The 13,737-nt window shown below is 60.8% G+C and carries 18 protein-coding genes; 9 read left to right on the forward strand and 9 right to left on the reverse strand.

Features of this window, described 5'->3' with window-relative positions; all coding sequences use genetic code 11:
* The first annotated feature begins 34 nt into the window (after positions 1-34).
* From MPJ51_RS03795 to dnaQ, 3 genes are read left to right on the forward strand one after another with little or no spacing between them, the layout of a single operon-like run.
* Positions 35-868: a shikimate dehydrogenase gene (locus MPJ51_RS03795; RefSeq protein WP_298381961.1), complete on the forward strand. Its 834-nt coding sequence runs from the start codon at positions 35-37 to the stop codon at positions 866-868.
* Entirely contained in the window at positions 865-1,458 is a 594-nt protein-coding gene (gene coaE, locus MPJ51_RS03800; protein ID WP_298381964.1) for a dephospho-CoA kinase, read from the forward strand. The genes MPJ51_RS03795 and coaE overlap by 4 nt, the downstream gene beginning before the upstream one ends.
* Positions 1,451-2,173: a DNA polymerase III subunit epsilon gene (dnaQ, locus tag MPJ51_RS03805; RefSeq protein WP_298381968.1), complete on the forward strand. Its 723-nt coding sequence runs from the start codon at positions 1,451-1,453 to the stop codon at positions 2,171-2,173. The genes coaE and dnaQ overlap by 8 nt, the downstream gene beginning before the upstream one ends.
* 25 nt (positions 2,174-2,198) lie before the next feature.
* Here dnaQ and secB read toward each other — a convergent pair whose 3' ends face one another.
* Positions 2,199-2,699, reverse strand: a complete 501-nt coding sequence (gene secB, locus MPJ51_RS03810; RefSeq protein WP_298381971.1) for a protein-export chaperone SecB — start codon at positions 2,697-2,699, stop codon at positions 2,199-2,201.
* A gap of 54 nt (positions 2,700-2,753) precedes the next feature.
* Positions 2,754-3,254, reverse strand: a complete 501-nt coding sequence (locus tag MPJ51_RS03815) for an FxsA family protein (protein WP_298381974.1) — start codon at positions 3,252-3,254, stop codon at positions 2,754-2,756.
* 107 nt (positions 3,255-3,361) lie between these two features.
* Between MPJ51_RS03815 and MPJ51_RS03820 the strand changes: the two genes are divergently transcribed.
* The 3 genes from MPJ51_RS03820 to MPJ51_RS03830 are packed head-to-tail and all read left to right on the forward strand — an operon-like array spanning position 3,362 to position 5,645.
* On the forward strand, positions 3,362-4,021 hold the full coding sequence (locus MPJ51_RS03820; protein ID WP_298381976.1) for a Tim44/TimA family putative adaptor protein: 660 nt from the start codon (positions 3,362-3,364) through the stop codon (positions 4,019-4,021).
* A complete protein-coding gene (locus tag MPJ51_RS03825; protein ID WP_298381978.1) occupies positions 4,018-5,058 on the forward strand; it encodes a murein transglycosylase A in 1,041 nt (346 codons plus the stop codon). The genes MPJ51_RS03820 and MPJ51_RS03825 overlap by 4 nt, the downstream gene beginning before the upstream one ends.
* Positions 5,058-5,645 carry a Smr/MutS family protein gene (locus tag MPJ51_RS03830; RefSeq protein WP_298381980.1) on the forward strand — a complete coding sequence of 196 codons (588 nt, stop codon included), beginning with the start codon at positions 5,058-5,060 and terminating at the stop codon, positions 5,643-5,645. The genes MPJ51_RS03825 and MPJ51_RS03830 overlap by 1 nt, the downstream gene beginning before the upstream one ends.
* Here the strand turns inward: MPJ51_RS03830 and MPJ51_RS03835 are convergent.
* From MPJ51_RS03835 to hslU, 3 genes are all read right to left on the reverse strand, one after another.
* The gene (locus tag MPJ51_RS03835) at positions 5,642-6,862 is read right to left on the reverse strand and encodes an MFS transporter (protein WP_298381983.1); all 1,221 of its coding nucleotides are present in this window, start codon (positions 6,860-6,862) and stop codon (positions 5,642-5,644) included. The two genes, MPJ51_RS03830 and MPJ51_RS03835, sit on opposite strands and share 4 nt — an antisense overlap.
* Positions 6,859-7,956, reverse strand: a complete 1,098-nt coding sequence (locus MPJ51_RS03840) for an alpha/beta fold hydrolase (RefSeq protein ID WP_298381988.1) — start codon at positions 7,954-7,956, stop codon at positions 6,859-6,861. The genes MPJ51_RS03835 and MPJ51_RS03840 overlap by 4 nt, the downstream gene beginning before the upstream one ends.
* 96 nt (positions 7,957-8,052) lie before the next feature.
* Positions 8,053-9,360, reverse strand: coding sequence for an ATP-dependent protease ATPase subunit HslU (gene hslU / locus MPJ51_RS03845; RefSeq protein WP_298381991.1), 1,308 nt, complete (start codon positions 9,358-9,360; stop codon positions 8,053-8,055).
* Between the two features lie 198 nt (positions 9,361-9,558).
* Between hslU and MPJ51_RS03850 the strand changes: the two genes are divergently transcribed.
* Both MPJ51_RS03850 and MPJ51_RS03855 read left to right on the forward strand, forming a co-directional pair.
* Positions 9,559-9,954 (forward strand): DM13 domain-containing protein, encoded by a 396-nt coding sequence (locus tag MPJ51_RS03850; RefSeq protein ID WP_298381993.1) that lies wholly within the window; start codon positions 9,559-9,561, stop codon positions 9,952-9,954.
* A 105-nt stretch (positions 9,955-10,059) separates the two neighbouring features.
* Positions 10,060-11,301, forward strand: coding sequence for an MFS transporter (locus tag MPJ51_RS03855; protein ID WP_298381996.1), 1,242 nt, complete (start codon positions 10,060-10,062; stop codon positions 11,299-11,301).
* Here the strand turns inward: MPJ51_RS03855 and hslV are convergent.
* On the reverse strand, positions 11,290-11,850 hold the full coding sequence (hslV, locus tag MPJ51_RS03860) for an ATP-dependent protease subunit HslV (protein ID WP_298381999.1): 561 nt from the start codon (positions 11,848-11,850) through the stop codon (positions 11,290-11,292). The genes MPJ51_RS03855 and hslV overlap by 12 nt on opposite strands.
* A 185-nt stretch (positions 11,851-12,035) precedes the next feature.
* Between hslV and MPJ51_RS03865 the strand changes: the two genes are divergently transcribed.
* Positions 12,036-12,230 (forward strand): DUF1127 domain-containing protein, encoded by a 195-nt coding sequence (locus MPJ51_RS03865; RefSeq protein ID WP_298382004.1) that lies wholly within the window; start codon positions 12,036-12,038, stop codon positions 12,228-12,230.
* A 57-nt stretch (positions 12,231-12,287) separates the two neighbouring features.
* Here MPJ51_RS03865 and MPJ51_RS03870 read toward each other — a convergent pair whose 3' ends face one another.
* The 3 genes from MPJ51_RS03870 to MPJ51_RS03880 all read right to left on the reverse strand — a co-directional run.
* Complete coding sequence (locus MPJ51_RS03870) at positions 12,288-12,650, reverse strand: Lin0512 family protein (RefSeq protein WP_298382007.1); 363 nt, start codon at positions 12,648-12,650, stop codon at positions 12,288-12,290.
* Positions 12,647-12,997: a Lin0512 family protein gene (locus tag MPJ51_RS03875; RefSeq protein ID WP_298382010.1), complete on the reverse strand. Its 351-nt coding sequence runs from the start codon at positions 12,995-12,997 to the stop codon at positions 12,647-12,649. The genes MPJ51_RS03870 and MPJ51_RS03875 overlap by 4 nt, the downstream gene beginning before the upstream one ends.
* Before the next feature lie 367 nt (positions 12,998-13,364).
* A partial coding sequence (locus tag MPJ51_RS03880) for a hypothetical protein (RefSeq protein WP_298382013.1) occupies positions 13,365-13,737 on the reverse strand: 373 nt, incomplete at its 5' end.

Here is a 13,737-nt window from a genome sequence, read left to right on the forward strand (position 1 = left end):
TGAATTTTCTGGCCGTGAACGGAGTGATTGATCAATGACGGACCACCACATCCCATTGGCCGGTGTTATCGGGCACCCAGTGGCCCATTCCCGCTCGCCCAAGCTGCATGGGCATTGGCTGAAAACCTACGGGATTGCAGGGCATTATATCCCACTGGATGTGGCCCCCGCCGATCTGGAAATGGTTCTGCGCACTCTGCCCAAGGCAGGGTTTGTCGGGGCCAATGTGACTGTGCCGCATAAAGAGGCAGCGTTGCGGTTGGCCGATCATGTCTCGGATCGCGCCTCGGTCATTGGCGCGGCGAACACGTTGGTATTTCGTCAGGATGGCTCGATCCATGCGGACAACACTGATGGGTACGGGTTTATGGAGAACCTGCGCAGCGGTGCGCCCGACTGGAACCCGGCGGACGGGCCTGCGGTGGTCTTTGGTGCCGGCGGTGCGGCCCGCGCGGTGTTGCAGGCGCTGGCGCAGGCTGGCGTGCCCGAGATCCTGCTGACCAACCGCACCCGCACCCGCGCCGATCACCTGAAAGAGGAATTCGGCCAGCGCATCTCCGTGGTCGATTGGGTGCAGGCCGGGAATGTCATCGAAAATGCCGAGCTGGTGGTCAATACCACCTCTCTGGGTATGCAGGGCCAACCGGAACTGCGTGTGCCGTTGGACGGGTTGCAGCCCGGGGCCGTCGTCACCGATCTGGTCTATGCGCCGCTGAAAACCCGCTTGTTGGAGCAGGCGGAAGAGGCCGGATGTACCACCGTCGATGGTCTGGGCATGTTGCTGCATCAGGCGGTGCCCGGGTTCGAACGCTGGTTCGGCCAGCGCCCCGAGGTTGACGCCTACACCCGCGCGGCGGCGCTGGCATGAGCTTTGCGCTTGGCTTGACGGGCTCGATCGGGATGGGCAAAAGCACCACGGCACGGATGTTCGTGGATGAAGGTTGCGCGCTGTGGGATGCTGATGCGGCGGTGCATCGGCTTTATTCAAAGGATGGCGCGGCGGTCGGGCCGATGGGTGCGGCTTTTCCGTCCGCCGTTGTTGATGGAGAGGTCAGCCGCGAGGCGTTGAAGCAGATCATCGCAGCCGATCCCGCCGCGCTGAAATCCATCGAGGCAATCGTACACCCACTGGTCGCTGCCGACCGGGCTGCGTTTCGCAAGACAGCGACGGCAGATATTCTGGTCTTCGACATCCCTTTGCTGTTTGAAACCGGCGGGGATGCGGCGATGGATGCGGTGGCCTGTGTCTCGATCCCCGAGGGTGAACAGAAACGCCGCGTGATGGCGCGTGGCACGATGACCGAGGCGCAGTTCGAACAGATCCGCGCCAAGCAGATGCCGAATGAGGAAAAAAGCGAAAGGTCGGACTTCGTGATCGTCACCGACACGCTGGACCATGCCCGCGCGCAGGTGCAAGATGTGGTCAGGCAGATCAGGGCGGGGCTGGCAGATGCGTGAGATTGTACTCGATACCGAAACCACCGGATTCGACCCCGAAAGCGGCGACCGGATCGTCGAGATTGGCGCGGTCGAGCTGTGGAACCACGTGGCCACCGGCGAAACCTATCACGTCTATATTAACCCCGAACGTGGAATGCCGGATGAGGCGTTTGGCGTGCACGGCATCGGTCCAGACCTGCTGGACCCTCCGCGCCCGGCCGAAAAGGGAGAGGTCACGCTGAAGGACAAGCCGGTCTTTGCCAAGGTCGGTCAGGGGTTCCGTGATTTTGTCGGTGACGCCAAGCTGGTGATCCACAACGCGTCCTTCGACATGAAGTTCCTGAACGCAGAGCTTAAATGGATGGGCGTGCCGCTGATCCCGATGGATCAGGCCATCGACACGCTGGCCATTGCGCGCAAACGGTTTCCGGGCTCACCTGCCTCGCTGGATGCGCTCTGCCGTCGCTTTGGCATCGACAATTCAAACCGGGTGCTGCACGGGGCCTTGCTCGACTCGGAAATTCTGGCTGAGGTTTATCTGGAACTGATCGGCGGGCGGCAGCCGGATTTTGGGCTGTCTTCATCGGCGGCGGGCACATCAGGCGGGGCCGAGGATTGGCGCCCGTCGCCACGCCCCACGCCGCTGCCCAGCCGGATTACCGAGGCTGAACAGGCCGCACATCAGGACTTTGTGGAAAAGCTGGGCGAAGACGCCCTGTGGACCCGCGCCTGACCACTGCCAGGCGCGGACCGAACACTCAGGCTTCGGTCTTTTCGGCCTGTGCCGCCTGACGGCGCATCAACTCGTTGCGATACAGTGCAACAAAGTCGATATTGTCCAGATTCACCGGCGGATAGCCGCCATCGCGGGTGATGTCGCTGACGATGCGACGCAGGAACGGGAACAGCATCCGCGGGCATTCGATCATCAGGAAGGGATGCAGCTGATCTTCGGGTACACCTTCGATGTGGAACAGACCGCAATAGTCGATCTCGAACAGGAACAGGACGTCATCCAGACCTTTGGCCTTCGACGTCAGGTTCAGCTTGACCGAAACCTCGAACTGATGGTCTGTCGGGCGTTTTTTCGCGTCCAGGTTCACCTGAACCGCGATCTCGGGCTGAACGTCACCCGACACGCCCTTTTGCGCCATCACGTTTTCAAAGGACATGTCGCGGACAAACTGCCCCAGAACGCGCATTTGAACCTGAGGGGCGGCCTGGGCCGCGGTGTTTTCTGTGGCGTTTTCGTCGGCCATCGAACTACTCCAAAAATAAAATCCGCCACTGCTTAGCAAGTTGGGCGGGGCACCTCAATGCCGGGGTGGCCCTTCCACCCATTTCGAGGGCGTCTCGGGGTTTTTACGCGGCCGAACTTCGGAAAATTCGCCGTCGATGACGTCGCCGTGATCAAAAGGCGCGCTGCTGTCGCGGAATTGTGCGCCGCCGCCCATCTGGAAATGGGTGATCGTCGCCTTGGATTTGAGATAGCGAAACACCGTCACCCGGATGCCGGGAACCAGCAAGGCAAAGCCCACCGCATCGGTGAAGAACCCGGGCGTCAGCAGCAGGACGCCCGACAGCAGGATCATTGCACCGTGGGCCAGCGGCTCGGTCGGGTCGTCCAGTTCGGCGAAAGACCGCTGCAGATTGGCCAGCGCCATGCGACCTTGTGTCCGCACCAGGGCGGTGCCCAAAACGGCGGTCAGAACCACGATTGCAAGCGTTGGCCACAGCCCGATCAGACCGCCGACCTGAATGAACAGGGCGATCTCGATGATCGGGACCAATAAAAAAGCCAGAAACAGGTACATTTAGGGTATCCTTTAGCATAGGCCGGGATGTGGACTTGCCACGAACTGTCACCTACATAGTGGCATGAGGCCGCGTATACAAAGTCGCGGTCTGAAAAGAGGATGAAATGAACGAACCGATGATCCAGTTGCTGGTCCTGGCCGGAATTGCCGTTTTCCTGATCCTGCGCCTGAAAAGCGTGCTGGGTACCCGTGAAGGTTTTGAAAAGCCGCCGCTGCAGCAGCAGCCGGACGCCAGCAAGTCGCGCCGCGATTTCGAGGTGATCGAAGGCGGCCCGGATCATGACATCACCGACCACGTTCCCGAAGACAGCGAGCAGGCGCAAATCCTTGCCGCGATGAAGCGGATCGAGCCCGGATTTTCCGTCAGCGAATTCGTGCAGGGCGCGCGCGGTGCATATGAGATGATCGTGATGGGGTTCGAAAAGGGCAACCTGAACGAAATCCAGCCCTTCCTGTCGGAAGAGGTGTTCGATTCCTTCGTCTCGGTCGTGGCTGATCGCGAGGATCAGGGCCTGACCATCGAGGCCGAGTTTGTCGGGGTGCGCGAAACCACCCTTGCAGATGTGACTTTCGACAAGGACAGCAATCAGGCCGAGATCACGATGCGCTTTATTGGTGAGTTGACCTCGGTCGTGCGGGATCGCGGCGGGGATATCATCGAAGGCAACCCCAACACCGTCAAACGCCAAAAGGACAGCTGGACCTTTGCCCGTGTCATGGGCGCGGATGATCCGAACTGGCTGCTTGTCGCCACGGACGCATGATTGCAGCACTCCGGTCGCTTTTTCTGGTGGGCGCGATGACCGCCGCCAGCGCCGCCGGAGCCGAGGCGACGCGGTCCATCCTGTCGTTTGAAGATCTGGATGGCTGGGCCGAGGATGATCACGGTGCGGCCCTTAGGGTTTTTCTGAACACCTGTGCCGATCTGAAAGACCCGGACTGGCAGGCGTTGTGCGCCGTGGCCCGGTCATATGAGCCCGAGGCCGCCCGGTCGTTCTTTGAACTGTTCTTCCGTCCCGTTCTGGTCGAAGACGGCAAGGACGCGCTGTTCACCGGCTATTTTGAGCCGGAACTGGACGGGTCGAAAACCCGCACCGAAACCTACCGCTACCCTTTATACAAAATGCCGCCCGAGGCGCGGGCCGAAGGGCCGTGGCTCAGCCGTCGCGAGATTTTGACCGGTGAGGCCATGCAGGGCCGAGGGCTGGAGATCGCCTGGGTCGATGATCCGGTTGAATTGTTCTTCCTGCAAATCCAGGGCTCGGGCCGTATCCGCCTGCCCGATGGCAGCGCCCTGCGCGTGGGGTATGGCGGGGCGAACGGGCATCCTTATCGCTCGATCGGGGCCGAACTGGTGCGGCGTGGGGCGCTGGGCGCGCATCAGGTCAGCGCACAGATGATCCGGTCCTGGGTACGCAAACACCCCGAGGCGGGGGCGGAACTGTTGTTCCACAACCCCTCTTACGTCTTCTTCCGCGAAGTCACCCGCGTGGCCCCGGAATTCGGCCCGCTGGGCGCGATGAACCGGTCCGTCACCACGATGCGCAGCATTGCCGCCGATCCGGCCTATACGCCACTGGGCGCGCCGGTCTGGGTCGAGAAGGACGGCAAAGATCCGATGCGCCGGTTGATGATTGCGCAGGACACCGGCGCGGCGATCAAGGGGGCGCAGCGGGCCGATATCTTTTTCGGCACCGGCGATGATGCGGGTAGCGCGGCGGGCCGTCTGAAAGACCCCGGTCGCATGATCCTGCTGCTGCCGATCCAGCGCGCCTATGCCCTGCTGCCGGATGAATTCTGATGACACGGCGCAAACTGACCGCAGATGAGATCGACCTGTGGCGCAAGGTCGCCAAACAGGCCGAGCGTCTGCATCCCGAACTTCCACCAACGGTTCACCCGACCACCCTGCCCAAGCCAAAACCGACCAAGACGCCGAAACCCCGGATCGAGGCGTTTGAGCTGGGCCAGACCGCACCGGCACATCCAGCGCGCCACAGTCTGAAACCGTCCATCACCGAGGGGCTGCGCGCAAGCCCGGTGCAGATGGATACCAAGGCCTTTGGCCGGATGAAACGCGGCAAGCTAAAGCCCGAGGGCAAGCTGGATTTGCACGGGATGCGTGTCGACACGGCACATCCGGCGCTGATCCGGTTCGTGTTGATGGCGCAGGCGCAGGGCAAGCGGCTGGTTCTGGTGGTCACCGGCAAGGGCAAGGACCGGGATGAGCCCGGCCCGATCCCCACCCCGCGCGGTGTGTTGCGCAATCAGGTGCCGCAATGGCTGTCCCTGCCGCCGCTGGCGCAGGCGGTGTTGCAGGTCACCCCGGCCCATATCAGCCATGGTGGTGACGGGGCCTATTATGTCTATCTGCGGCGCACCCGTTAGAATTCGCGCCGCGCCCGACTGACACCGATCCAGACCAGCTGGCAGACCAGAACGAAGACCGTTGCGATCCACAGGAATTGTGTGCTCAGCGGTACGCCATAGTCGATCAGAACTCCGGTCAGCCCCGGCCCGATGGCTGATCCCAGCACCAGAAACGCGGTTGCCATGGCCTTGATGGCACCGATATGGCGGGTGCCGTAGAAATCCGCCCAGAACGCGCTGGGCAAAGTGTTGTTGGCCCCCACCGTTAGCCCCATGAAGATCAGCCCGATCATCGCCCCGCCAATCGAATCCGTGGTCGCGAGGATGACGAACCCAAGCGCGATAGGAAGCTGATAAAACGGCATGATCCGTGCCGTCCCCCATTTGTCCAGCGCCCAGCCTGCCGCGAACATCGCCAGCAGCGATACGCCGGTAAAGACCGGGAACAGGGCGACCAGTTGGATATGTTGCCAACCGTTGACCTCGGCCAGATGGACCTGATGAAAGAAGAATGCGGTGATAAAGGCAGACGGGGCCATGACCGAGGGCACCATGAACCAGAACAAAGGATGCAGCAGCGCCTGACGCCGGGTCCAGTGACGGTCCTGCATGCCGGTCGCGGAATAGGCGTCGGCCAGAATTTGCGGGGTTCTCTCCTGCTGCAGCAGCCGCATCAATATTGGGATACCCAGTGCTGCGATGCCGGCCGCAATCACCCACAGCCAGCGCCAGTCGAGAAACGCCATGGCGGCGACGAAGATCAGCGGCAGCAGCGCCTCGCCCAACACGTAACCGGCCGAGGCGATGGACAGCGCCTTGCCGCGCGTGGCGATGAACCACCGCGCCATGGCGACCAGCGCCAGATGAGTGCTCATCCCCTGCCCGAACAGGCGCAGCAGGAAGATCACCAGCGGCAGCAGAAACACCCAGCTGTTCAGCGCCATGGCCAATGTGGCCAGCACCAGACCCGCCAGAACGACCGGCCCCAGAACCCGCACGCGAAAAATGTCGGTCAGCCCGCCCGCCCAGATCATCACCAGCGCCGACACGGTTGTGCCCAGCGAATAGATCCCGCCCCATGCACCATGGCTCAGCCCGAATTCGGCGCGGATTTCCCCGGCGAAGATCGAGATGAAGAAGGTCTGCCCAAAGCTGGACAGAAAGGTCAGCAGCGCCCCCGCGCCCAGCCATTGGGCGTTGTCGATCAAATAGCGTCGCAGGCTGAACCCCGTCACGGGGCGCTGACCTGCGCCTGCCCGGTTTCGGTCAGAACGATCTCGGTCGCGCCATCGGGGTTGCGCGTGCTGGGCGGGGCAAGCACGTCAATCCCGGGTCGGTCCGGGCCAAAGGTGCTGCTGACGCTGCGGACCGAACTGAGGATGGCCAGCAAGGCGGGTGATGTTGCGGCCACGAAATGCGACGACCCCGCATCGCTGTTGAACGCGGTGGTGTCGATGACATTGATCGGATATTCGGCCAGCGCATCGACCGAGGTGATATTGCCCAGCCGCTGACTGTCCGCCGTACCGCGCAGTCGTGCCGACAGGTTCAGCACCTTGTCTTTCTTCGACACCATGACGACAAAAGGATCGGGCGGTGACTTGATGCTGTTCATCTGTGACCGGAACAGATCGACATCCAGATCGGGCGAGATCAGGATGACCCCCTCCAGATTGCGTTTCGACCAGCCCGGTTCGCGCAATTCGGCCTGACGCATCATCTCCATCGACAGGGCGCCGCCCATGGAATGCGCCATCAGAACCACGCGTTTCACCCCCATCGCCTTGAGATTGCGGATGGTGGTTTCCAGCCCGTCGCGGGCAAACAGCATGCTGTCCAGATCATAGGCATAACCGGTGCCGCGCGCCTGACTGGGCCAGGAATAGATGAAGGTGCTGCCGGGGATGCCGATATCATGGGTCAGCTGCGCCGCGCGAAAGGCGGTCTCGGACTGCGTCGCGTTATAGCCATGGACGAACAGGATCACATCCTCGACCCCGCGCAGCCGTGATTTCAGGTCTTGAGGGCCCGAGAACTCGGTCACATCCGCCAGCACGAATTGCTTGTTGGGGTTGGGGTCGGCGTAAGAGAACTCCAGCTCTCCGGGTGTGTGGCTTGGCGGGATCGAGACGGTCAGTTCCAGATACCTCAACGCCTCGGCCCGGCGCGAGCCATAGCTGCCGTCAGGTTCGCGCGCGCGGGTGGTGGTCGCAAAGACCGTGGCGGGCGTGCCGACCCGCAGCGCCTCGGGCAGGGTTTCGGATACCGACCGGTCCACACAGGCGGTCAGGGACAGACAGGTCAGACAGAGGATCAGATAGCGCAACACGGGCCACCCCGAAATGGTTTCGCGCCCACGCTACCCAATTCGCACCCGGCGTCCAGCCCTGCGATCCGGGGACCGGCGAAAACCGGCCCCGTTCGATCACAAAACGTAACGGCTGAGGTCGGTGGACTTGGTCAATTCGCCCAGATTGTCATTCACGAAACCCGCATCCACGGTGATCTCGGCCCCGGCCTGATCGGGTGCGGTGAAGGAAAGTTCCTCGAACACCCGCTCCATCACCGTATAAAGCCGCCGAGCGCCGATGTTTTCGACGCTTTGGTTCACATCCGCCGCGATGCGGGCCAACGCGGCAATGCCGTCTTCGGTAAAGCTGACCGTGACCTCTTCGGTGCCCATCAGGGCGGTGTATTGCAGGGTCAGGGCGTTGTCGGTCTCGGTCAGGATGCGCACGAAATCCTCTTCGGTCAGGGCGCGCAGTTCCACACGGATCGGCAGGCGGCCCTGCAGTTCGGGCAACAGATCCGACGGTTTGGCGATGTGGAACGCACCCGAGGCGATGAACAGGATATGGTCGGTTTTCACCGGGCCGTGCTTGGTGCTGACAGTGGTGCCCTCGATCAGCGGCAGCAGGTCGCGTTGCACGCCTTCGCGGCTGACATCGCCACCGCGCGCGTCGGACCGGGCGCAGACCTTGTCGATTTCGTCCAGAAACACGATGCCGTTCTGTTCGACCGACTCCAGCGCCACGCGGTTGACGGTTTCATCATCCAGCAGCTTGTCGGCCTCTTCCCCGATCAGCGCGTCATAGCTTTCGGCGACGGTCATGCGTTTCTTGACGGTGCGCCCGCCAAAGGCCTTGCCGAAGATATCGCCCAGATTCATCATCCCCATCTGGCTGCCCGGCTGACCCGGAATGTCGAACATCGGCATCGGGTTGGCGCTGTCGGTCAGCTCCAGCTCGATCACGGTGTCGTCCAGTTCCCCGGCCTTGAGCTTCTTGCGGAACATCTCGCGCGTGCCTTCGCGCGCATCCTCGCCTGCAATGGCTTCGATCACCCGGTCCTCGGCGGCCTGATGAGCGCGGGCCTTGACGTCTTCGCGCATGTATTCGCGGGTCTGGATGATGGCGGCGTCGGCCAGATCGCGCACGATCTGTTCCACGTCGCGCCCGACATAGCCGACCTCGGTGAACTTGGTCGCCTCGACCTTGATAAAGGGCGCGCGGGCCAGTTTGGCCAGACGGCGGCTGATTTCGGTCTTGCCGACGCCGGTGGGGCCGATCATCAGGATGTTCTTGGGATAGACCTCATCCCGGATGTCATCGGCCAGTTGCTTGCGCCGCCAGCGGTTGCGCAGGGCCACGGCCACGGCGCGTTTGGCATCCTTTTGCCCGATAATGAAGCGGTCCAGTTCCGAGACAATCTCGCGCGGGGTCAGGTCGGTCATAAGTGTTCTATCCGTTTGTTTCGCACCGGAACCTAATCATAAGGCGGAAAAACACAAGCTGATCACGGAAAACTCACGCCAACACACGAAAACCACACGGAAATTCGTGATGATGTGAATCGCCACGTGATCCCGACCTGCGCCATAAACGGCGGCGACGGGCAAACCTGCCTGCATCTGTATTTGGAGATTACGATCATGATGACTCGCCGTTCGCTGTTTTTGAGTGCCGCCGCCACCGGTGCCGCGCTGACCCTGGCCAGCACCAGCCCTGTACTGGCAGGAGGCCACAAGGGCCATTTCGAGGGCCGCTCGAACCACGTCAACACCGGCTCGGTCAAGCTGGTCAAGAATGGCGACCGCTATATCGTGGAACTGGGCGAGGATTTCTCGCTGGACGGTGGCCCCGACCCGCGGGTGGCCTTTGGCAAGGACGGCACCTATGACCCCGACAGCAAGCTGGGCGCGCTGCTGCACCTGACCGGCAAGCAATCTTATGCGGTGCCACCGACCATGGATATCTCGGGCTATAACGAAGTGTACATCTGGTGCGAGGTTGCGGGCGTTCCGCTGGGCGTTGCAGCGCTGAAGTAATGTTTGGCCGAGGCCGGGTTCCGCCCGGCCTCTGGCCCCGCCGTTAGGTGACGCGGCGCATATCTGCTACACTCGTCCAAGGTGTTGGAAACAGGGACGAGTTGCATGACCAAGATTGCCAAGATCACCTTGCTGTTTGTGGTTTTCGTCGACCTGATCGGGCAAGGGCTGGTTTTCCCCATCATCAATTCCCTGATCATGGAGACCAAATCCGGTTTCCTGCCCGACAGCACGCCTGAGGGTCGCCGCCATTTCTATTACGGGCTGGTGATTGGCTGTTTCTTTCTGTCCTGGTTTCTGGGCGTGGTCTATGTCTCCAAGGTCTCGGATTCCATCGGGCGCAAGAATGCGCTGCTGGTTTGTCTGGGTGGGGCGCTGGCCGGGTATGCCGTCACCATCGCGGCGCTTTACATGAACAGCCTTGTTCTGCTGATCCTCGGGCGGTCGATCACCGGGTTTACCGCTGGGAACCAGCCTATCGCGCAGGCGGCGATGATTGATGGCAGCACCGATGCGGCGGATCGCGACCGCAATATGGGATACATTGTCACCGGGGTCAGCTTTGGCCTTGTCGGCGGCCCGATTATCGGAGCGGTCCTGTCCGATGCAGCCCTGCTGGGCAGCTATGCCACCCTGAAAACGCCGTTCTACGGGGCCTTTGTGCTGGTACTGATCGCCATTTTCCTTGTGATGACCTATTTCAAAGACACAAGGACCGAGCGTGAACCCTTTGTGTTCCGCCCCCGCGACATCACCGACAGTCTGATCGCCGTGCGCGGCCACCCGATGGTTCTGAAAATCCTGCCAGTCTATTCCCTGTTCATGATCGCCAACGTCACCTTCTACGTCTTCGTCGACAATTTCCTGACCAGCGCCTGGGGCTATGGCGTGATCGGCGGCAGCATGGCGATGGTGGTGATCGGCTTTGCGCTGGCGTTTTCCAGCACATTCCTGGTCAAACCCGCGCAGGAACGGTTCAGCAAGCACGGGATCATCTACACCTCACTGGTGATCATGGTGATCTGCGGCTTGGGCTTTGCGTTCAGCCCCAGCGGCGTGCTGAGTTACATTCCCGTCTTTTTCTTCTATTTCTTCTTCGGCGTGTCCTACCCGACCCTGCTGGGCCTGTTCTCCTCCTCGGTCAGCGAGGCGGATCAGGGCTGGGTCATGGGCGTGACCACGGCGGTGTTCTGTCTGGCCGGTGGGGTCATGTCGCTGATCGGTGGCGGGTTGATGAGCATCGACATCCGCATGCCCTATTACATCGTCATCCTGACGGCGGTGCTGGGCCTGATCGGGATGCACCGCCGCTGGAAAGGCAAAGAGATTTCGGCGCTACTGGCCTGAGATATCTTCGACCGTCAGATTGCCGTTGGTGTAAACGCAGATATCGGCGGCGATGGCCATGGCTTCGCGCGCGACCTGTTCTGCCGATTTGTCGCTGTCCATCATCGCCCGCGCGGCGGCCAGCGCAAAGTTGCCGCCCGATCCGATGGCGGCCACGTTGTGTTCCGGCTCTAGCACGTCGCCAGCGCCGGTGATCACCAGCAGGTCCGTGCCGTCGGTGACGATCAGCATCGCCTCAAGCTTTTGCAGATATTTGTCGGTGCGCCAGTCCTTGGCCAGCTCGACCGAGGCGCGGGCCAACTGGCCGGGGGTTGCCTCAAGCTTGGCTTCCAGACGTTCCAGCAGGGTAAAGGCGTCGGCGGTTGATCCGGCAAAGCCTGCGACTACCTCGAACCCGCCGGGCGACAGGCGGCGCACTTTGCGGGCGGTGCCCTTGATCACGGTCTGGCCCAGGCTGACCTGTCCGTCCCCGGCGATCACCACCTGCCCGCCTTTCTTGACGCCAATGATCGTCGTGCCATGCCAACCGGGAAAATCGCTGTCTGCCATTGGGGCCTCCGTTTTTGCTGGCATCCTATATGGGCCGGGCAGGCAAGCGGCGCAACCCACCCGAAAGATATGCAAAAAATGCAGATCGGGGCTGTCAAACTGTCAATTGTGGGTCTCGGCGGAAGGTCCTAGATGAGCCTCACAACCGACAACGGGTCGGCTGTTTCACATTAAGGACTGCGCACATGGCAACCACCGCAAACATCCATGCGCCGCTCGGAGCAGCTACCATCCTGCACGTAGTGGACGCGTTCACCAACGTCTTCAGCAATGCCGCTGAATGGAACACCTCACGCAAGACGCGCAAGGCGCTGTCGGATCTCAGCGACACTCAGCTGGAAGATATCGGCCTGTGCCGCGCGGATATCGAAAAAATCTGATCCCCGATCAGGTTGACCGAATAAGACAAGCCGCTCGTCCGAGCGGCTTTTTCTTTGTCAGCTTTGCACGTATTTGCCGGTCTGATCCGGCAGGAATGCCTCGATCGCGGCGGTTGCCACCACATGGCGCGTGCCCGCCTGCGCATCGGTAACGTCCAGCCCGCCCCTGACAGCGCGCACCGTCGCCCTGCCCCGCGGCAGATCGGCGGCCACCAGATCGCAATCCACCGCCTCGGGGTCCTGCACCCCGATCGTCACCTCGACCCGCATCTCTGCATGGTCAATGCCCAGTTTGGAAAACAGGGTGATCGAGGAATGATGCAGCGCATCCTGAACCGCCCGCCGGGCCGCTTTGGTGTAATCCTGCCCGTACAGATCGTTGCCGGTGCCCATTTCCAGAATGATACGTTTTTCGGTCATTGTGCGGGCTCCATATCAAAGGACACGATCAGGGCGGCGTTGGCGATCACCGTGCGGCCTGCGATATGCGGTTTCTCAATATCCAGGCCGCCTTGGGTGACGGTGATATTGGGCTGCCCGTAGGGGAAAATCGATTTCAGCTTTTCCACATCCACCTGATCCGGCTGCTGAACGCCAATCTCGGCATCAATGATCATCGCCTCTTTTGGAAAGCCGAACAGCTCGGCCATATTGACCGAGTTATGCCACAGCGCGTCCTTGATAGCGCGCAAGGCGGCCTCGGTATAATCCTCGCGCCGCAGCGAGGTGCCCATGCCGAATTCCACCAGAACCCGTGTCTTTGCCATCCGATCCTCCGACGATAAAAAAAGGCGCCCGGTTCAAGGCGCCTTTCAATTTTGAAGCAACTTACGCGTGCTGAATAAGTTTCCAAGTAACTGCCCGGCCGTTGTGTGGGGGCATCACGTTTCCTTTTGCGATTGGGGCGGTAGTTGATGGGGAGTCCATCGACTTCCACACTCCACTCTCAGGGCACTTCTGCCCAGTTCGCGCGGTTGTTCCAATTGGCTTAGTAGCGGCATGAAAGTTCATGTCCGTCTCCTTTACAGTTAAATTAAGGAGACGCGCTGTTAAGCTGCAAAACCTGATTCACAACGCGTCTCCACCTACAGTCCTTGCAGGTAGCTCGAACATAGTTGTGCCACAATGATGGAGTCAACCGGCATTTTCCCCATCACTACCATATCTTGTACCAGTGAGGTGAGTGGGTAATATCTGGCGCAGCTTATCAAAAGTAAAAGGGTGAGGAATCAATTCATTGACTCTCCACCCTTTTTCTGAAACGCGTTGCGAATCAGGTTTTGCAATTACTGTTAGACTCCATGTTTTATTGACTGTCAAATATTTTTTGCAAACTCTCTTACAGGTTGAAGAGAGCAGGAAATGGCATGATTCACATGGCTGGTACAATACGTGGGAGGCAAAATGGCCTTCTAAGCTCCAGAGTGTTTCCAGCGACAACTTGAATCCCGAATCCCCGCATGACAAGACAAGGTAACCTGCCAAGATTTCAGCGGAGCTCCCATGC

This window comes from Ruegeria sp. (genome assembly GCF_028066395.1).
Lineage (GTDB): Bacteria > Pseudomonadota > Alphaproteobacteria > Rhodobacterales > Rhodobacteraceae > Ruegeria.